16 protein-coding genes are annotated in these 18,884 nt (G+C 41.6%); 5 read left to right on the forward strand and 11 right to left on the reverse strand.

Features of this window, described 5'->3' with window-relative positions:
- On the reverse strand, window positions 1-929 hold a 929-nt coding region (locus ABZB17_RS00535), incomplete at its 3' end, for an HD domain-containing protein (RefSeq protein WP_372647353.1).
- A gap of 222 nt (window positions 930-1,151) precedes the next feature.
- Between ABZB17_RS00535 and ABZB17_RS00540 the strand changes: the two genes are divergently transcribed.
- The 3 genes from ABZB17_RS00540 to ABZB17_RS00550 are packed head-to-tail and all read left to right on the forward strand — an operon-like array spanning window position 1,152 to window position 6,454.
- Window positions 1,152-4,760, forward strand: coding sequence for a BamA/TamA family outer membrane protein (locus tag ABZB17_RS00540; protein ID WP_372647354.1), 3,609 nt, complete (start codon window positions 1,152-1,154; stop codon window positions 4,758-4,760).
- The gene (locus ABZB17_RS00545; protein WP_372647355.1) at window positions 4,757-5,383 is read left to right on the forward strand and encodes a phosphoglycerate mutase family protein; all 627 of its coding nucleotides are present in this window, start codon (window positions 4,757-4,759) and stop codon (window positions 5,381-5,383) included. The genes ABZB17_RS00540 and ABZB17_RS00545 overlap by 4 nt, the downstream gene beginning before the upstream one ends.
- Before the next feature lie 60 nt (window positions 5,384-5,443).
- Complete coding sequence (locus ABZB17_RS00550; protein WP_372647356.1) at window positions 5,444-6,454, forward strand: hypothetical protein; 1,011 nt, start codon at window positions 5,444-5,446, stop codon at window positions 6,452-6,454.
- 18 nt (window positions 6,455-6,472) lie between these two features.
- Here the strand turns inward: ABZB17_RS00550 and ABZB17_RS00555 are convergent, their stop codons facing one another.
- From ABZB17_RS00555 to rlmH, 4 genes are read right to left on the reverse strand one after another with little or no spacing between them, the layout of a single operon-like run.
- On the reverse strand, window positions 6,473-6,943 hold the full coding sequence (locus ABZB17_RS00555; RefSeq protein ID WP_372647357.1) for a DUF6565 domain-containing protein: 471 nt from the start codon (window positions 6,941-6,943) through the stop codon (window positions 6,473-6,475).
- Window positions 6,944-6,966: 23 nt separating this feature from the next.
- Window positions 6,967-7,365, reverse strand: coding sequence for a phosphoribosyltransferase (locus ABZB17_RS00560; protein WP_303920965.1), 399 nt, complete (start codon window positions 7,363-7,365; stop codon window positions 6,967-6,969).
- A 13-nt stretch (window positions 7,366-7,378) separates the two neighbouring features.
- Window positions 7,379-11,062 carry an ATP-binding protein gene (locus ABZB17_RS00565; RefSeq protein WP_372647358.1) on the reverse strand — a complete coding sequence of 1,228 codons (3,684 nt, stop codon included), beginning with the start codon at window positions 11,060-11,062 and terminating at the stop codon, window positions 7,379-7,381.
- Between the two features lie 3 nt (window positions 11,063-11,065).
- The gene (rlmH, locus tag ABZB17_RS00570; RefSeq protein ID WP_372647359.1) at window positions 11,066-11,539 is read right to left on the reverse strand and encodes a 23S rRNA (pseudouridine(1915)-N(3))-methyltransferase RlmH; all 474 of its coding nucleotides are present in this window, start codon (window positions 11,537-11,539) and stop codon (window positions 11,066-11,068) included.
- Between the two features lie 247 nt (window positions 11,540-11,786).
- On the opposite strand from rlmH, the gene ABZB17_RS00575 reads away from it, so the two are divergent.
- Both ABZB17_RS00575 and ABZB17_RS00580 read left to right on the forward strand, forming a co-directional pair.
- A complete protein-coding gene (locus ABZB17_RS00575) occupies window positions 11,787-12,200 on the forward strand; it encodes a DUF4783 domain-containing protein (RefSeq protein ID WP_372647360.1) in 414 nt (137 codons plus the stop codon).
- Between the two features lie 8 nt (window positions 12,201-12,208).
- Window positions 12,209-13,132, forward strand: coding sequence for a YihY/virulence factor BrkB family protein (locus tag ABZB17_RS00580; RefSeq protein ID WP_045031765.1), 924 nt, complete (start codon window positions 12,209-12,211; stop codon window positions 13,130-13,132).
- A 116-nt stretch (window positions 13,133-13,248) separates the two neighbouring features.
- On the opposite strand, the gene ABZB17_RS00585 is transcribed toward ABZB17_RS00580, so the two are convergent.
- From ABZB17_RS00585 to ABZB17_RS00610, 6 genes are all read right to left on the reverse strand, one after another.
- Entirely contained in the window at window positions 13,249-14,130 is an 882-nt protein-coding gene (locus ABZB17_RS00585) for a rhomboid family intramembrane serine protease (RefSeq protein ID WP_372647361.1), read from the reverse strand.
- A gap of 17 nt (window positions 14,131-14,147) precedes the next feature.
- Window positions 14,148-14,888 carry a rhomboid family intramembrane serine protease gene (locus tag ABZB17_RS00590; protein ID WP_372647362.1) on the reverse strand — a complete coding sequence of 247 codons (741 nt, stop codon included), beginning with the start codon at window positions 14,886-14,888 and terminating at the stop codon, window positions 14,148-14,150.
- Between the two features lie 133 nt (window positions 14,889-15,021).
- Window positions 15,022-16,917: a DNA mismatch repair endonuclease MutL gene (gene mutL, locus ABZB17_RS00595; protein WP_372647363.1), complete on the reverse strand. Its 1,896-nt coding sequence runs from the start codon at window positions 16,915-16,917 to the stop codon at window positions 15,022-15,024.
- 39 nt (window positions 16,918-16,956) lie between these two features.
- Window positions 16,957-17,265 carry a hypothetical protein gene (locus ABZB17_RS00600; protein ID WP_052671023.1) on the reverse strand — a complete coding sequence of 103 codons (309 nt, stop codon included), beginning with the start codon at window positions 17,263-17,265 and terminating at the stop codon, window positions 16,957-16,959.
- A 67-nt stretch (window positions 17,266-17,332) separates the two neighbouring features.
- Complete coding sequence (locus ABZB17_RS00605) at window positions 17,333-18,481, reverse strand: iron-containing alcohol dehydrogenase (RefSeq protein ID WP_372647364.1); 1,149 nt, start codon at window positions 18,479-18,481, stop codon at window positions 17,333-17,335.
- 10 nt (window positions 18,482-18,491) lie between these two features.
- Complete coding sequence (locus ABZB17_RS00610) at window positions 18,492-18,800, reverse strand: putative quinol monooxygenase (protein WP_163325718.1); 309 nt, start codon at window positions 18,798-18,800, stop codon at window positions 18,492-18,494.
- Window positions 18,801-18,884: the final 84 nt, after the last annotated feature.

Consider the following 18,884-nt stretch of genomic DNA (forward strand, 5'->3'; position numbering starts at 1 on the left):
AGGTTCAGTTTCCGCTTTTTCAGGTCTTCATCGCTGTATTGTCCCGACCCGTACTTTGGTATTACCGAAAGAATGGCAAATACCAAGGATATTAAACAGCCCACAATGAGAATAATTCCCGGAATAAGGAAATTATGTTCGCTGGTACGTAAAGTCAGTGCGCTTGTACTCATCAGCACCGATACCAAAACCGCATTAATCGTAAGCATTATATTGGCTTTATTATCGGCAATCGAACTCAAATTAATTTGATTGCGAGCCGTAAGCCGGAACATGGTTTCGATACCGCGTGCCGTACTTTTTTGGGTGTGTTGTGGCAAATCGGGAGTTTTGTCGACTGCCAACTTTTGGATGCGTTTTTCCACTTTCCTGATATTTTTTAACCTAACCGGCTCGAAGGTATTTTTGGCGTAGTCGGTATGAAATTTTATACCCAGAATAAAATCCAGCGTTTGTTTCCAGTATTCCAGTTTCGAGCATTTTCGTTCAACAAAATTGCACATCTCTTTCCGCAGCAAATTCGAGATTTCCATGAAATTATCCATTCCTGCGTGTGCATGATCAGCGTCGCCAATTATTTCTTCGAGTAATGAATTTTTAGGTGCTCCCATTTTTGTTGCCCTAATGCACTTTTCCACTTCATCAATAAAAGCTTCATCCATGCCTTTTTCGGCAAGAAATTGTCGGGCAATTTTACAGCTTTCTTCCTCGTGGTCTTTTAATGAAACCGCATGACCAATATCGTGAAACCAGGCGGCAACCACCACAATATCCTTTTCTCTTTCGCTCAAGCCCTCAGCCCCGGCAATAGTTTCCGACACTTTAGCAACCAGACGGGTATGTTCAATAGAATGGTAGTTCAACAAAGCCGAAACTTTGTCTTCGTAATATCGGGTAGCAAATTCCTTAACCTCTTCAACAATTTTCATCAGCTATCAATTTTAGTAATTTCTGAATATCCGGAAACGGCCACTTCACAAAGTATAGCTCCTATCTAATTTTACTGAAGTTAAAAATAACTACTTTTGAATCAACGTAAACAATATACACGGAACTTTTATTTTTTAAACTTTTTCTTAGCCGGGATTTTTGTCGGATTTTGCAACTATCCTCTGAGCTGCTTACTGCAAAGCATTAACAACTTTGTTCTGATGAAAAAAGACCTGATTAAAATTAGCATCGTTTTTTTTGCATTTATTGCAGGCTGTTATTCTCCTGCATTTGCACAAAACAATATAAGTTACAGCGTACTTCTGGCAGGAAATACGTCTCCCGGCGAAGCTGCCAATCCTGATGATTTCATTGATGAATTAACTAACGTTCCACAGCCACATGCTTTTGTATACCTCGGAAATTACTCCGATTACAGTATCCAAGACGATGAAATGGAATTCAGCTTTTACCCGCAAATAAAAAATAAAAACACACCCTTACTTTTTGCGAACGGAATTAAGGAATGGTACAGCGGAAAAAAGCAGACTCAAAGGGTTAGCAAAGCCATACACAATCATTTTCCGGATAACGAAGTATACACCAACGACTGGGGCTGCCCCGGCCCAACCGAAGTGGAGCTAACTGATCAGCTAACCGTTATTCTTATCGATACCTACTGGTGGCTTACGGCACTCGACACGCGCTATGGGAAATGCGGGATTGAAGAGGATGAAGATGTTTTTATCTGGTTACAGGATGCGCTGCGCAGAAATAAAAATAAAACGGTTATTGTTGCCGGATTTCACCCGATAGAATCAGTTGGCCCACACGGAGGCAATTTTTCAACCGCCGCAAGCATTTTGGGATTTCCATATGCTATTTACAAAAATACGCTGGGTGGCAGAAACGACCTGGTTCACCCTGATTACAGAAACCTGCGCCAGCAAATGCAAGCTGTTTTTCACGAATTCCCGAATGTAATTTATGCATCGGCGCTCGAAAACAGTCTGCAGTATATTAAAACCGACAACATCCACCAGGTAATCAGCGGTTCGATTGTTAAACAATCGTACGTTAACAGTAACAAAGCAGATTTTGCAAGCAGCAGCGCCGGCATCTCACGCATCGATATTCAAGAAAACGGCGATGTTACACTTAACTTTTTTACGCTTGAAAATGGTACACAAACACCGGTTTTTAGCCGCTTATTGTACACTCTGACAACAGAAAAAGAGGAAGATCTCACGGCAAAACGACAGGAACTTTTTAAAGACTCCACACACACTACTTACGCCAGCCTGCAATATCAGGCTACAAAAATTTACGAGAAATGGATGGGTACCAACTACCGCCAGGTATGGGAAACCCCCGTTGAAGCCCGTGTTTTTGATATCAGCAAAGAAAAAGGCGGACTTACCGTGTTAAAACGTGGAGGTGGTCAGCAAACCAAATCGCTTCGTATGGAAACGGATGAAGGCCATCAATATGTACTGCGTTCGCTGGAAAAATTTGCAGAAGGTGCACTCCCTTACGAAATGAAAACAACTTTTGCCAAAGATATTGTTCAGGATCAAATCTCTGCATCAAATCCCTACTCGGCAATGCCGGCAGCGGTTTTAGCTGAACATGCAGGCGTTTTCCACACCAATCCCGAGGTGGTTTATGTGCCGCAGGATCCGCTACTTAAACAATACAAAGAAGACATGAAAAGCGGCTTGTTTTTGTTTGAAGAACGACCGGCAAACGACAGAAGCGACCTTAAAAGTTTTGGCTACTCGGAAGACATCGTTGGTACCGACAATGTGCTTGAAAAAATTATAGAAAGTGAAGATCACCAGGTGGATCAACAGGCCGTTTTGCGCGCCCGGCTGCTCGATATTTTTATTAACGACTGGGACCGCCACGACGACCAGTGGCGCTGGGCTTCGTTTGAAGAAGGCAGTAAAACCATCTATCAACCCATTCCGCGCGATCGTGATCAAACGTTTTTTGTAAACCAGGGAATTTTACCCGGATTTGCATCGCTACCCTTTATTTTGCCAAAGCTGCAGAACTTTCAGCCACGCACAAAAAATGTGATCGGACTGGGATTTAACGCCCGTTATTTCGACCGGACTTTTCTGAACCAGATGGAATGGGAAGACTGGCAAAAAGCCAACACCGAACTGATGAACAGAATGACGCCAGAAGCAATTAATGAAGCGATGGCTACTTTCCCAAAAGAAGTACAGCCAATGGTAGCCGATTCTACGGCAAAAATTCTGCTCGAACGAAAAAAATACATGGAAGAGATGGCCCGCGAGTTGTATCTCTACCTGGCCAAACGAATAAATATTCCCGGAACGGATCGTAAAGATCTTTTTGAGATCAAACGAAAAAACGACGACGAAACCGAAATAAGTGTTTACCACATAAAAAAAGACGACAGCAAAGGGAAACTCATTTATCAGCGTACCATTAAAACTGACGAAACACACGAGGTGGTTTGTTACGGGCTCGATGACGAGGATCATTTTGAAATCAGTGGAGAAGTAAATAAAGGTCCTGTCATAAGGATTGTTGGAGGGCAGGATAAAGATGTGGTGGTTAACGATTCGAAAGTAAGCGGCATTAAAACGAAAACGCTGGTTTACGACCTGCTAAAAAGTACCGAAATTGAAGGAAACGGCAGAACGAATGCCAAACTCACCAACAACAAAATTATACACGAATACGATAGAAAATATTTTAAACGTGATGTAGGAATGCCGCTGGCGAGTGGAGGTTACAATGCCGACGATGGTGTTTATATTGGCTATGGGCGGTCGTGGTATAAGCAGCGATTCAGGCGCGATACCAAAACTTCGTTACTGGGCGAGTATTCCATTGCAAATACATCTTTGAATTTGAATGCACAATACGAGTCATTGTCGACAAACAATGGTTTGGATGCTATTTTTGGAGTGGATGCAAGTACCGAAAATTACACCACTAATTTTTTCGGCTTCGGAAACAACTCTACATACACAAACAGCGGCTACGACGAGGATTATTATAAAGTAAAACAGCGCAGAATGGTTGCTCAGTTCGCTGTTCAGAAACGATTTGGCGAGTCGGTTTGGGCGCGTTACAACGAAGATGAAGAACATAAAGACCACCCGATAAACGAGCACAAATTAGGACTAACGGCACAGTGGCAACTAAACGACACCAAAGAAGAGGAATATAAATTTATTACCGACTTTGATGCAAATGGTCTTTCTCCTGAAAATCTGGCCCAGATACATTATGCTGTTTTGGGCGGTTATTATGGTTATCAAAACCTGAACAAAGATTTCAGACCAACACGTGGTTTTGTTGTAGATGCATCGGTCAATCACTATCTGAATTTAAGGGGAGAAGAGCCCGATTTCACCAAGATTAGCGGGTCGGCTGCTACCTTACTGAGTTTTACTAAATATCCGCGCACTGTTTTTGCGTTCCGGGTTGGTGGCGAAAAAATATTTGGTGATTACTTTTTTCACGACGCCGCAATTTTAGATGGTAAAACAAATCTTCGCGGATACCGAAAAACCCGGTTTTACGGCGATGCAAGCGCCTATTTTAACTCTGAGCTGCGTTTTAAAGTCATCGATTTTAAAAACTACCTGCTTACCGGCGAACTGGGTGTACTTTTATTCGACGATGTTGGCCGCGTTTGGTTTGATGGCGAAGAATCATCAAAATGGCACAACGGTTATGGCGGAGGAATCTGGTTGTCGCCATTTAAAATGGCCATTGTAACGGCCACCCTAAACAAAAGCCATGAAGAAACGTTGGTTCAATTTAACTTTAGCTTTTTATTTTGAAGACACTTACTCAATTCATAATCGTTCTGGTAATCCTTTTATGTGTGCAACAATCGTTGGCACAAGAAGTGATTTTGATTCGGCATGCTTCAGTAAAACTGGAACGATATGGCTGGATGGGTGCAAAAAAAGCTTCGAAAATGCGCGATGCTTACGACACGGCCCCGATCAGTCAGTTCGATCCGGATACCGTATTAAACAAAGTTCCGCAACGAGTTACCGACACTGTTTATGTTAGTGGCCTGCCACGTTCAGTCGCCACCGGGCTAAAATTGTTTGGCGATTCGGCAACAATTGTCTCCTTGCAGGAACTTAACGAATTTGAAATGCACATGGTTTGGCTGCCCTTATATTTGCCTTTTAAAGCATGGACTTCCATATCGAGAACAATGTGGTTAATGGGGCTTGAAAAACCGGGAACAGAATCGTTTCAGGAAGCCCGTGAACGTGTTGACGATGTTTGTTCATTTATTGAACGAAAGGCAGAACAAAACAAACAGGTAATACTAGTAACACATGGATTTATAAACCGAAACATCGCGAAAGAGTTGGAAAAGCGCGGTTGGCAGGTGGTACAGAACAATGGTAAAAAAAACCTGGGAGCCACCGTTTTAAGAAAATAATTGTATCAATTTTACGTTAATAGGCTTGTGAAATATTTTTTAGCATTCATACTCAGTTTTATGTCGGTGGCAGGATTTGCGCAGGATACACTTTCGCGCGAAGACTGGACACCCTATTTTGAAAGCAATTTGCCTACCCGTTTTCTGTACCTAAAAATGGAAGGCCCTTTTCAGTACAATATTTCATCTACATCAGAAATACCCGAAATTGGAAACGGATCGGCCGAAATTACCGGAAACAGAACGGTAACGGCACGGTTTAAATTTCCTATTCTGAATAAACAACGTGTAAAGCTAACCGGCGGATTTCGCTATGTAAACGAGCAGTTTTACTTTGAAGACATTAAACCTGGCGACTACCCTATGTATGTTGGTTTAAACGACCGCAACTTAAGGCGTTTAGGTCTTGATATGAAAGGACTGTTTCATTTGCGCGACAACCATTCGATAGTGATGCAAACCAGCTGGAGTTTGGCGGGCGATTTTCATATACACGACCATAAGTATTTTTCATTTGGCGACTTGCTAAAATCATCGCTCGCAATTGGTTATGCAACCCGGAAAGACAAAAATACCTACTATGCTTTTGGCGCCTATTTCGGTTATACTTTTGGCGACCCGGCAATTTACCCGGTTATTAACTACTGCAAACGATTTCCCAATGGAATTGGGCTAGACTTGATTCTACCGCAGGGCTTTAAAGCATGGAAACAGCTTAACAAAAGCTTTTATTTGGTTTGCGATGCCGAGATTTCGGGAACCAGTTACACCGTACGTGTAGATAATACGGTACTAAACGAACTGGAAAGTATTCAGTTGCGGCAATCTACCATCGACGCAACGGTAGGCATTATCGCACGAATAAACAAATGGGTAGGTATTGAGACAAAGTTTGGCTACTCGAACAATATCAATTTTAATGTTACCGAATCGAACTTTAAAATTGGAAGTACCTTGCTAAAACCCGACACTGATTACCTTATAAAATCAAAAGTATCAGGTGCACCTTACGCCAGCATTTCGCTGTTTTTATCGGTTCCAAAAAATTTAATAGACCGCTACGTAGAATAAAACAGCAACTTCCGATTGCTAAAATGACTCATCTAGTTGTTTAACTACATCCTCCAAAACTTTAACGGCCGAATCGCCAATTTCAGTGGCACCATCAATTATCTTGTCAAGATCTTCATCGAAATCCTCATCAATGTATTTCTCAATCTTATCGCCAATTTTATTCACATCGTCTTTAAACAGGTCGCGAAGCATATCGCCAATACTCTCTTTGTTTTTTAGCGCGTGGTATTTAATAATCAGCCCTTTAATTTTTATCTGATCTTCAACCGTAAAGTCATCGCGATATTCGAGGTACCATTCAGAGTTGTACTTTTCGAATTTCTCATCGGCCCACTCCCAGTCTTTCTTACCATATTTATTATGATTATTATCCACCCGCTCAACAAAACGTTCAAACTGGTCGAGGTAATCTTCTTTTGATGATGGGGTTGTACACGCAACCAACCACACCATACAACACAATATCAAATATTTTGAGTACTTCATTTCCAATTCTTATTTCAAATAAATTAGGGTTTCCAGGGCCACTTTACACAATCTTTAATTTCGGGGAACAGCACATAATTGGCTCTCCCTTTCATGGCACAGGTCTTTACATTTAAACCTTTAAGCTGCTCCAATGCCGCCTCCATGGTTTTTCCCGACACCGATACATCATCGACCAATAAAATGCGCTTCCCCTCCAAATCCCAGTTTGCTTTTTCAAGTAATTTGGGCTTGTTGTAACGCGGATTATTTTCTTCATCGCGGTAATTCAGTGTCATCACCAGCAACTCGGCATCAAGATGATAAGCTACCATTGTTGCAGCGGGAACGCCGCCTGTACCTATGCCAATTACCACATCTATATTGGGAAATTCTATTATTCTGAGTCGTTCAGTTATTTCTTTAAATGATAATGAAACCATGTTTTTCGTGTTTTTAGTTTTTGGTAGTTTCTGAGTACACAGGAATTTCAAGATAGAAGGTTGTGCCTTTCCCCATTTCGGTTTCGAACCAGATCTTGCCGGCGAAATTTTCAACAATATTCTTTACAATCGAAAGCCCCAATCCCATTCCACTGGTTTTGGTGGTAAAACTCGGACTAAACAACTTATCGCGCAACTCGGCATCAATACCGGAACCATTGTCTTGTAAAGAAATCACCGCCATGTGCTGACGTCGGTCGAGCCTCATTTTAATTTCGCCCTTCCTGCCCTCAGGAATAGCCTGGATAGCATTACGAATCAGGTTAATAATGGCCCGCGACAATTGTTCCCTGTCGGCATTTACTTCAATGTTTTCGTAGCCGTTCGAGTCAAATTTAATGTCTATCTCACTGTGCGTTTCATACAGGTCGATCGACTTTTTCAACTGCTCGGCCAAACAAAATACCTGGTTGCGGGCTGTTGGAATTTTCGCAAAGTTCGAGAACTCGGTAGCAATATTCGAGAGGTTATCGATTTGCTCGATAAGTGTTGAGGTCACCCGGTCAACAAACTCATTGTACTCTTCGTTTTTCCCTTTGGCACGCTGCAAATATTGGATGTTCAGCTTCATCGGGGTTAGCGGATTTTTAATCTCGTGCGCAATTTGTTTGGCCATTTCGCGCCATGCCGATTCCCTTTCTGAACGTGCCAGCAAATCGGCACTTACCGCCAGTTCATCAACTTTTTTATTATATTCACGAACCAGGCTTCCAATTTCATCTTTCCGGTTGTACTGAATGGGCTCGTTTCGTTTACCCAACTGCATTTTTTGCAGGTTCTCCTGAATAACAACCAGTGGCCGTGTTATCTGGTTGGCAATAAAAACGGCCGCAATAATACTGGCTAAAAACAGCAGTACATACAAGTTAATAAACGCCACAATAAAGGTGGAGATCTCCTGGCTGTAGTTATCCTGCCGGATAAAATAAGGCAAATTGATAACCCCCAGATAATCGCCAAAATTATTGATAATTGGCCGGTATGCCGAAAGGTATGATAGTCGGCCAATGTTCTCGGGCTGGAAGTAACTGATGGAATAATTCTGATACACCTCGTAATTGGCGCGGGCATTTATTCGCGACGATACCAGTCCTCGCTCAAAAATCTCGAAACGCGAAGAAGCGATAAGCCGTCCGTCGATGCCGTAGATATTAATATCCGTTCGGAAAATATTGGAAAGTTTGGCCAGCTCTTCGCGCAGCCATTCTTCCTGTTCCTGTGTAATCTCGTGTTTGTCGGTCAGGCGCATATCAATTTCTTCCGAAATCGACTTCATCTTCTCATTCAAATCGTCCTGATGTTTCTGCCGGTATTCTTTTACATTGTAGAAAAGCGTAACCCCGGCAACAACCATTAGCGAAACAAAAACGATAGAGATAATAGCCGCCTGTATTTTAAATTTCAGATCGAAAAACACTTTTCTTCCCCGAATCGACCGATTTACGATCATTAAAACAACAAGCAGCGTAAGAAAATAAAATACAAATAAATACGGAAATGAAATGAGGTAATCGATAGGTGTTAGCAGCTCTCGTGAAACAACCACATAGTTCTGCTGGTTGGTACGATAAACCAGGTGCTCATATTTTCCCTGACGAAGAAATGAAAATTCATCATCCGATTTCAGGTAAACATGTCCGTTGTAGTTGTAGTTGTAATCGCCATACTTATCGGCGAGTTCTCCGGCATAATATTTTGCATAATTGAATTTACGATACTTTTCCGGACGAGTCATCGATTTATCGATCAGCAACTCGGGGAAACCAATGCCTTCGAACAATAAATCAGAATCCAAATCTATGTAGATTGTTATTCCTCTTCCGCCATCTGCAAGTGGATAATTAAAACGACCGGTATAAGAAATCCTTCCGTTCATATTATCCATAAAATAAAAGTTCGTACCGGGGATTTGAATTCCTTCCGAATCTATTTTATCATTTAAGTATGGCCGGCACGACACCTCATAATCATCAGGAGGAATGATCAAATTACTTTCCTCGCGACATACCAGAATATTTAACAGGTACTTCCTGAAATAGGTGTTGAAATACGATTGCCGGATGTATTCAATGGCATCATCGTCTTTGTTCTGAAACAATAAACTTTGGATGGCCGGATCTTTTATAATCTGCTCTTGTATCTCGGTCATAAAAACTTCGGCAGCCGGATCGCGTTCTGCAACCAATGTTACAGCCAGTAGTTTCTGCTGTCCCTTATCCATTTTGCTAATGGTTCGGTTAATAACCACCAGGGAATAAACCGAAACCACCGCCACATAAATAATCAGATAACTTAAGGTAAAGGTTTGCAGATAGTGTCGGGTTATCAACGAAGAGAGGATTACACAAATAATAAATAACAACAACGCGTAAATAGAAACATTTTGTACGGCAATGTACTGTACTCCGGCAAAGAATAAACTGATTGCCAGCGTTAACAGAACCAGTTGGTAGAGTTTAAAATTCTTCAGTGTTTTTTCGTTTAGTCTAATGGTAAAAAACACAACTCCCAAAAGCAACAAACTTATCGAAAAAATTCCCAAAACACTTTGTGGCGAGATATCGATGATTTTGTTCAGCGCAAAGGAAACGGTTGAATTATAGATGAGTTCTTTTATCAAATTATCTACCAATAAATACAGGCTGGCATTAAAAATTAAAAGCAGGATTATGATTATTTTCCGGGGTAAAACTGAGTTCCTCTGTAAATCACGAATATTCAGGTCGACCGCGAAATTGTAAATCCAAAACAGGAAAAATAAGGCCAGGAGAAAATAATCGCCCAGCGATGGCAACCACTCGTTTATGGCAAAATAATCGGGGCTAAAAAATCTTAGATGGAAGAATACCTTCGGTACCTGAAAAATGAGGTGAATCCAATACACCACAAACAGCGCCACTCCCAGCGAAACCAGTTTCAGGAATAACGGTGCATCGTTGTCTACAAATTCTTTTCGGAAATAAAACAGCAGTAAAATAAGCCCGATAAAATAAATGGCTCCGGGGAAATACAGTTGATTGGTGGTACACAAATAATTTCCGTAGGGCAAAAGTGTAAAAAGGTAATCGCCATTTAGGTCGACAATATTGTAGCCGTGATTAAATTTTTCTGTTCGTATAATATAATCATTGGGCAGCCTGTAATTTTTAAAGAAATTATTTTGCAGGTACTTGTTTTCGTAGGTGTAGTTTCGTTTTATTAAATGAAAAACGGCTGCCGTATACTCACCAACATTCATTGTATCAACCAGGTAATAGCCGTTTGGCAATGTTATCAGTCCATTGGTATTTGGCAGTTCCTCCAGGCGGTCGTAGAAAGTAATTCCACGGTCGGACCAGAAGAACAGCTCATTATCTTTAAAAACCATTGCAGCAAATCCGGTCTCACGGATAAGTGTTTCATCCTGACTAAAAAATTCGCTGATACCCTCATCCAGTTCGTCTTCAATCAGCACTTGTTTAATTTCCAACAGCTTATTTTGAAGTTCTGCTTCGTTTGCCAGTAGCTGAGCCTGAAAATCGTCGATAAGTTTGGTTTCAGGATTTCGCTGTAACAAACCATTTTCGAAGATGGCAGCCACAACCAAAATACCGATGGCTAAAATGAGGAAAGTATATTTATTAAGTTTAACCAACATTAGTTATTCATGATGATACGGTTCGCCTTTTAAAATTGTCATTGCTCTGTATATTTGCTCTACGCACAACAATCGCACCATTTGATGCGAAAATGTTAACCGCGAAAGCGATATTTTTGAACTGGCTTGTTTATACACTTCTTCTGAGAAACCATATGGGCCGCCCACTACAAGTATCAGTTCTTTTGGTCCGCTAACCATTTTCTTCTCTAAAAACTGCGAAAACTCCACCGACGAGAACATTTTTCCTTTCTCATCAAATAAATGTAACTCTTTACCCGGAGCCAGTTTTGAAAGAATAATTTCGCCTTCTTTGTTTTTCTGCATCTCCGGGTTGGTATTTTTTCCCTTTTTAATATCGGGAATAACTTCAATCTCGAAACTGATGTAGTGTTTCAGGCGTTTTAAATATTCATTTATTCCATCGCGTATATAGGCCGCATCAGTTTTACCAACAACCAGTAATGTAATCTTCATTTTACTAAAATCGTTTATGCACAGAACTTATGCCTCGGCAGTCGGTTGTTCACAATCCTCAATCATTCGGATTGACAAAATGACACCAGCACATAATCCTCTGAAGGCGAATTAAATATAATTATGTTTCTACAACAATCGCCCAATTGATTTTTAATTTTATAAATTTACAGTAAAAATTAGCGTATAAAAGTGTTTTTGCATAGTTTTTGCTTATTATGCAACACATATGCTGAATTTAAATATGATGAAGAATTTTAAACATATATTTTCCGTTATCCTGATATTTTGCAGTTTGCTGGCAGGCGCTGCTCATTTCCCTCAGAATAAAAAGATTCCGAACGAAATTAATGTTGGTTTGGCAACCGGAGATGCAAAAGTACTTTCCTCTTATTTTAACCAAAACGTAGAACTGGTAGTACTTGATAACGACAATGTATACAGCAAAGCCCAGGCCCAACAAATTGTAACCAACTTTTTCAACAAATTTCCCCCGCTTGAAAAAAATGCTTTTAGCATTATTCACGACAGTGGAAAAGAGAATGCGCAATACGTAATAGGGAAATTAAAAACAGAAAAGGGCGATTTCAGGGTTTACTTTTTGCTGAAACAAAACGATGGCAAACAATACATTCACCAACTACGAATTGAACAACAATAATAGCCGATATGGCATCGGAAAAAATCACTTTTAAGCGAATTAAAAAGCTGAGCGAAAGAGCCGTTGATCACGCCAAAAGTATTTCGCTACCCCTTTTTGATGGCGTTCCTTTGTACGATGTTTTGTTGTTTTTCTGGAGAAGTATAGTCGACGGATCGATAACAACCCGTGCATCAGGCATCGCTTTTTCCTTTTTTATTGCCCTGTTTCCAGGTATAATTTTTCTTTTCACCTTAATTCCACTCAGTGGATTTCAGGATGAACTTTTTGTAATTATCCAGGAGATAGTGCCGGGAAGCGTTTGGCCCACAATAGAAGAAACCATTACCGAAATTGTTATGCGTCCCCGAGGTGATTTATTGTCGCTGAACTTTGTTATGGCACTAATTTTTGCCACCAATGGTTTTGTATCGATGATGAGCGCTTTTGATGCCACCGTGCACAATATCAACCGCAGGAAATGGTGGAGCCAGTACATAGCAGCCGCACTTATGCTGGTAGTTTTTACCCTGGCACTAACTGTTGCTATTGCATTGTTAACAGGTGGTCAGATGTTGATTAATTACCTCGACCGGATTGACATTATTCAAGAAAAGTTTCTGGTGTATCTGTTAATTGCGGGAAAATGGATCATAACCATTACGATCTTCTTTTTTGCCTTCTCATTTCTCTATTATATGGCGCCGGCGAAAAAAACAAAATGGCGGTTTATCTCTGCAGGAGGAACACTGGCAACCGTACTAAGCATTGTTGGTTTTGCAGGCATGTCGTATTACCTCAATAATTTTAGCCAGTACAACAAGCTTTATGGCTCTATCGGAACGTTGCTGGCCATTCTTTTCCTGATGTATGTAATGTCGTTGATTTTACTAATTGGATTTGAGCTAAATGCCAGTATTTACCAGGCACACACTTACCAGGAGGATGACTAAGAAAGGATGAAGGATTATTGATTAAGGATAAAGGATAATGTAGAGCTTTTCTGAAATAACAATCAATCTTTTCAATCTGAAAACTGAAAACTGCGACTAGAGACTGAGACTGGAAACTACTTCTTCCCCTGTTTAAAAAGCAATTCCTTTTCTTTTTTGCTTAAACTCTCGTAACCCGATTTGGCAATTTTATCCAAAATACGGTTAATCTCGTCTTGCTGTTGATGCTTCTGACGGTTGTACTCATAATCGTCGCGCGGAGGTTTTCGGTAACTAACCTTCATTTTACTTTTGTGCTTAAAAAGCCCCTCGAAAAACTCGCCTATTTTATTCACAAGGTTTACCAATCCTGCTCCCATATCTTTTCCTTTTCGTAATTGATAAATATAAAACCAGCCCCAAAAGGCACCGCCTAAATGCGCAATATTACCACCGGGATTTGTTGACGAAATACCGATTACGGATAACAAAACGTAAAAAGCAGCTACATATTTTAGCGGAAAACGACCAATAAAAAAAAGATGTATCTCGCGGTTGGGATCATAAAAAGCTACGGCTACCAAAATGGCAAATATTGAAGCGGAAGCCCCAAGCAACAATCCATAAACCGAATCAAACACAGGAATAAAGTTGTAAGCAATGATGTATAAAAATGCGCCCCAAAGACCTCCCATCAAATAAACGCCCAACATTTTGTCTCCCTCAAAATGATAAAGAAACAACTGCCCAAACCAATACAGGCCAAGCATATTAAACAGCAGATGAATAAATCCCTGGTGCAAAAACATGTAGGTTATTACCGTCCACGGGCGTTGCGCCAACACTTCGGTTACCGAAGGAACCGCCAGCCACTGATACAAAGGGGCACTATGCCCGCTTAAATAAAAGAAAACACCAACGATCTTAAGCAAAAGAAAAACACCAATGTTTATGTAGATCAACCGGGTTAAAACCGATCCTTCTTTAAATGTTCTTTTTATGTCGCCTGCAATATCCACAACTGTTTCAGCTTATTTTAGTAAAAACGGTTCGAGTTCTTGTTCCAGTATTTAATCATAAAATACCCAAACAACATTCCGCCCAGGTGAGCAAAGTGAGCTACACTTCCCTGAATTCCTGATACACCAAAGAATAACTCCAAAGCACCGTAACCAATTACAAAATACTTGGCTTTAATGGGTATTGGCGGAAATAGTAACATCAACTCGGTATTCGGGAACAACATACCAAAACCTAACAATATGCCGAAAACTGCCCCCGATGCACCAACTGTTGGTGTATTTAAAATAGCATTTAACTTACCGGCCAACGGATCAGTAAAGTTTTTTCCTTCGCTCCAAATCTGGTAACCGACCTCTTTTACGTAAGCAATCTGGTCGGGAGACATTTTACCGATCAGCGACTGGTATTCGAAATAAGTTACCACCATATGCAACACCGCTGCGCCAATTCCGGTAACCAGGTAAAAGGTAAGAAATCGCTTTGGCCCCCATACACCTTCGAGCACGCGCCCAAACATATACAAGGCAAACATATTGAAAAAAATATGCCCGATACCTTGCGAGCTGTGCATAAACATATAGGTAAAAAACTGGTGAAGCTTAAATTTTTCCGATAGCGGAAAGTGCAAACCCAAAATCGGATACAAATCGGTTCCGGTTTGTTTTAACACTATTGTTATCAGGAAAAACACAACGTTGGCAAGAATCAGGTTCTTTACCACCGGCGGCATATTTAACATCGGACGGTATCTCATAATTATAAAGTTGGAAGACCGAAACAAACTTTCTTTCCCAAATCAACGATCTTCAGTTGCTTATTGTTTTAATGATCAGGCAAGATACAATGACCACGCCAAAAATTAAAGTGCTCAAATTAACGACAATCTGTCATTTTGAGAAACTTTTTTCGATATCATCTGTCGAAATAATGGTCAACACCTTTTTCCCATCGGGCGAAAAATTGGGTGTTGCACAGGCAAATAAATTATCAATCAGGTGGTCCACCTCTTCCTGTTTCAGGTCGGTGCCATAATCCATTGCCGATGCTTTTGCCAGCGACGCCGCAATTTGTTCTTTCGCTTTTGCACGCGCATCAACCGGCGAGGTTTTGTATTCTTCAAGCAATTTTTCAAGGATCAACTCCGGCGATGAAATATCTAAAACACCCGGCGTACCATTTATTATAAATGTGTCTTTTCCAAACTCCCGAATATCAAATCCCAACGACAACAGGTCTTCCAGAATCGATTTCAGCAGAGCCGAATCGGCAGGATTGAGTTCGATGGTTTGCGGAAACAACAGTTGCTGGCTGGCCACCGAATCCGTTTTTAGCACCTCCATAAATTTTTCGAACAGGATGCGTTCGTGTGCACGCTTTTGGTCGATAACCATTAATCCTGATTTTACCGGCGTTAACACATAACGTTGCTTGAGCTGCAAAACTTTTTTACCGCTGAATTGCCCCGGAGCGTTGGCATAAAGGTCATCTGCCTGAATGGCACTTTCCCGGTATTCAGGTTCGGGTTTTAATTTCAGTTGTGCCCCCTGGTAAAGATCTTCCCAGTTATCCAGGTTTTTCTTTTCTCTTCCTGCCCCGAGCGAATTGTTTCGTCCCTGCCCGGTGGAATCATTCTCAAACGGAGAGTAACCACGCTCGGCAAACTTCTTTTCGTTGTCAAAAGGATTGTAATCGGGATTTATCTGAATCTCAGGGAAACGCACTCCCTCACCATCCTTCTTCGGGACAGGAATATCAATGCTTCCGCTTTGGTCGAAATCGATTGACGGCACTACATTGTGTTTGCCCAACGACTCGCGAATCGACGCATGAATAATTGGCCAGATATCACGTTCGTTTTCAAATTTTATCTCGGTTTTTGTTGGATGCACATTGATGTCGATCGCTTCCGGATCGAGCTCCAGAAACAAAAAATACGATGGATACGTATCGGGTGGCAACAACTTTTCATAGGCCTGCGTTATGGCCTTATGAAAATACGGATGACGCATAAAACGTCCGTTCACAAAAAAGAATTGCTCGCCCAATGTTTTGCGGGCGTATTTGGGCTGACCGATGTAACCGAACACTTTTACAATGCTGGTATCTTCATCCACATTAATCAGGCTTTGGTTCAGGGATCTTCCAAACACATCAACCAACCGTTTCCGATAGTTGGCCGGTGGCAGATCATAAACAGGTGAGCCGTTATGAATCAACGATAATTTAATGTCGGGATTGGGCAGTGCTACCCGTTGAATTTCCCAGATAATATGTTTTAATTCGGTTGAATTTGCTTTCAGAAATTTGCGACGTGCCGGCACATTAAAAAACAGGTTTTTAATCATAAAATTGGTGCCGTTATTGCATCCTGCAGGTTCCTGTGTTTTTACTTCGGAACCGATAATATGAATAAAAGTACCTACCTCATCGTCGGCTTTTTTGGTACGCAGTTCCACATCGGCAATAGCGGCAATCGATGCCAGCGCCTCACCACGGAAACCCATAGTGCGAATGGCAAACAGATCGTTGGCCGAACGTATCTTTGAAGTAGCATGACGCTCGAAAGCCATCCTTGCGTCGGTTGGCGACATTCCGCTTCCGTTATCTGAAATCTGAATAAGGGTCTTTCCTGCGTCTTTTATATTAATGGTAATTTCAGTTGCGCCCGCATCAAGAGCATTTTCCACAAGCTCTTTTACAACCGATGCAGGTCGCTGGATAACTTCTCCGGCAGCAATCTGATTGGCTACTGCATCGGGTAATAACTGAATAATATCGCTCAAGATTAAATCTTTAGAAATTTGTACTACGAGGTTCGTTTTCTAGGCAAAAAAGTCGGAAAAGAAGAAAAGATAAAGTACCAGGGCAAGCACGATAACAATCCACACCAGACGGCGGTTTTGTGCTCTCCGGGCCGATTCGGATGACCGGGCCCAGCCATCTCCCGTTCGAAACTGACCTTTAATATTCGGACGATACGGACGATTGCTGTCTTTTTTTTCATCAACAATCCCCAACTCTTCCTTAATCCGGCGTTCCCGCTCGTCTCTTTCGTCCTTGTCGGGATCCCAAAAACGTGGGGTTATACTAAACTTTTTTGTTCCCGGTGTATGAAAAAAATTGCCAATCATTGCGTTCTGTTTATTGTACAAAGATAACTTTTATTCTACAAAAATTGTTCTGATAACGGCTTGTCATTTATAACGACTGCTCCAAAATGCGAAACAACTGCTCATCTGTCAGTTCTACGGGATTACCTTTCATACTGCTTGCAACTTTTGCTTTTTCAACCAGTACCGGAAAATCATCTTTTGTCAATCCGAATTCCGATAACGATGGAATTTGCAACTCGGCTACCAATTCCGCTGCCCAAATAGCTGCATCGTTTGACATGGCCTTTTCGTTTCCGGTAAGGATTTTTGCCAGCTCATCAAATTTCGAGCTATCGAGTTTATTTTCCCGCAAAGCCTGAATATTCTCTTCAATTACCGCCGACATCAGGCAGGCACAAACGGCTCCGTGCGGAATAGGAAACATCCCTCCCATTGGCCCGGCAAAACCATGCACCGCACCCAGTTTTACATTGGCCAGTGCCATTCCTCCCAAAAGACTGGCCATGGCCATATCTTCGCGCGCCTCTTTATCGCTACCGTCTATATATGCTTTTTGTAAAGATCGTGAGATTCTTGTCATTCCCTCGCGGCAAAGCATATCAACGAAAGGATTGGCTTGGTTCGACACAAAGGTTTCGAGCAAATGCGTTAAGGCATCAACGCCCGTGCTGGCGGTTAATGCCGGCGGCATCGACCACGTTAATACCGGATCAACCACCGCAATATCAGGGTACATGTAATTGCTTCGCAAACTTACCTTTACATTGTTTTTGGGCGATTTTATCACCGAATTTTTGGTTACCTCGGCACCGGTCCCGGCCGTTGTTGGAATGGCAATACATGGCAAGGGTTTCTCAATCAGTGGTTTTCCGCGCCCAATTACTTCAAGGTAATCAAACAATTCGCCTTTGTTGGTTGCCATCGCCGCAATTGCTTTTGCACTGTCGATAACACTTCCTCCGCCAAAACCCACAACTACATCACTTGCATGTTGGCGCGCCAGCTGAACACCGGACTCAATTAAACCTGTAGTGGGTTCGCCGGGCACTTTAAAAATAATGGTATCTGTTCCCGGGCTGAATTTCGCCATCAAATCTTCGGCCCGCGACGAATTTTGCCCGGTTACCAAAACAACCTTCTTCCCAAAACCGGCAACAAGGCCGGGAACTTTCTCCAGCGAATGGTTTCCAAAAATAATTTGCCCCGCCGTTGCAAATGAAAAATTAACTGCCATATTTTTTGTCTTAATCCCAGCCTTCTTCGTCGGGATGTACATTATAAAATTTCAGTGCCGATCGTGGCTCAGCCATCATGTCGGCAACGGTATCGCGCCACTTTTGATAGTGCGCTGTCTCCTTGTGTTTTGCCGGATCGTCGGCCGTGCGATACACCTCCACTAATACAAAACGCGTAGGGTCGTCTTGTTGTTCTACAAAATCAAAACGGGCAATTCCCGGTTCGTTAATACTGTTTTTTGCATTCTCGATGGTGGCCGCTTTAAACGCCTCAATACAATCTTCTTTTACATGAACAAATACGTGAACGATAAACATTTTGTAAGATTTTTATTGGTTCTCCTACAAATGTGAAAAATATTTTTGTACCATTCCAACCTTTTCAGAATATCTTCGTCTTAA

Source organism: Draconibacterium sp. (assembly GCF_041583095.1).
Lineage (GTDB): Bacteria > Bacteroidota > Bacteroidia > Bacteroidales > Prolixibacteraceae > Draconibacterium.

What these genes read in the sequence shown, in the direction of transcription:
- ABZB17_RS00540 (WP_372647354.1), top strand. Translation starts at nt 1,152, where the DNA reads ATGAAAAAAGACCTGATTAAAATTAGCATCGTTTTTTTTGCATTTATT.
- ABZB17_RS00550 (WP_372647356.1), top strand. Translation starts at nt 5,444, where the DNA reads ATGTCGGTGGCAGGATTTGCGCAGGATACACTTTCGCGCGAAGACTGG.
- ABZB17_RS00555 (WP_372647357.1), bottom strand. Translation starts at nt 6,943, where the DNA reads ATGAAGTACTCAAAATATTTGATATTGTGTTGTATGGTGTGGTTGGTT.
- ABZB17_RS00560 (WP_303920965.1), bottom strand. Translation starts at nt 7,365, where the DNA reads ATGGTTTCATTATCATTTAAAGAAATAACTGAACGACTCAGAATAATA.
- ABZB17_RS00565 (WP_372647358.1), bottom strand. Translation starts at nt 11,062, where the DNA reads ATGTTGGTTAAACTTAATAAATATACTTTCCTCATTTTAGCCATCGGT.
- rlmH (WP_372647359.1), bottom strand. Translation starts at nt 11,539, where the DNA reads ATGAAGATTACATTACTGGTTGTTGGTAAAACTGATGCGGCCTATATA.
- ABZB17_RS00575 (WP_372647360.1), top strand. Translation starts at nt 11,787, where the DNA reads ATGAAGAATTTTAAACATATATTTTCCGTTATCCTGATATTTTGCAGT.
- ABZB17_RS00580 (WP_045031765.1), top strand. Translation starts at nt 12,209, where the DNA reads ATGGCATCGGAAAAAATCACTTTTAAGCGAATTAAAAAGCTGAGCGAA.
- ABZB17_RS00590 (WP_372647362.1), bottom strand. Translation starts at nt 14,888, where the DNA reads ATGAGATACCGTCCGATGTTAAATATGCCGCCGGTGGTAAAGAACCTG.
- ABZB17_RS00600 (WP_052671023.1), bottom strand. Translation starts at nt 17,265, where the DNA reads ATGATTGGCAATTTTTTTCATACACCGGGAACAAAAAAGTTTAGTATA.
- ABZB17_RS00605 (WP_372647364.1), bottom strand. Translation starts at nt 18,481, where the DNA reads ATGGCAGTTAATTTTTCATTTGCAACGGCGGGGCAAATTATTTTTGGA.
- ABZB17_RS00610 (WP_163325718.1), bottom strand. Translation starts at nt 18,800, where the DNA reads ATGTTTATCGTTCACGTATTTGTTCATGTAAAAGAAGATTGTATTGAG.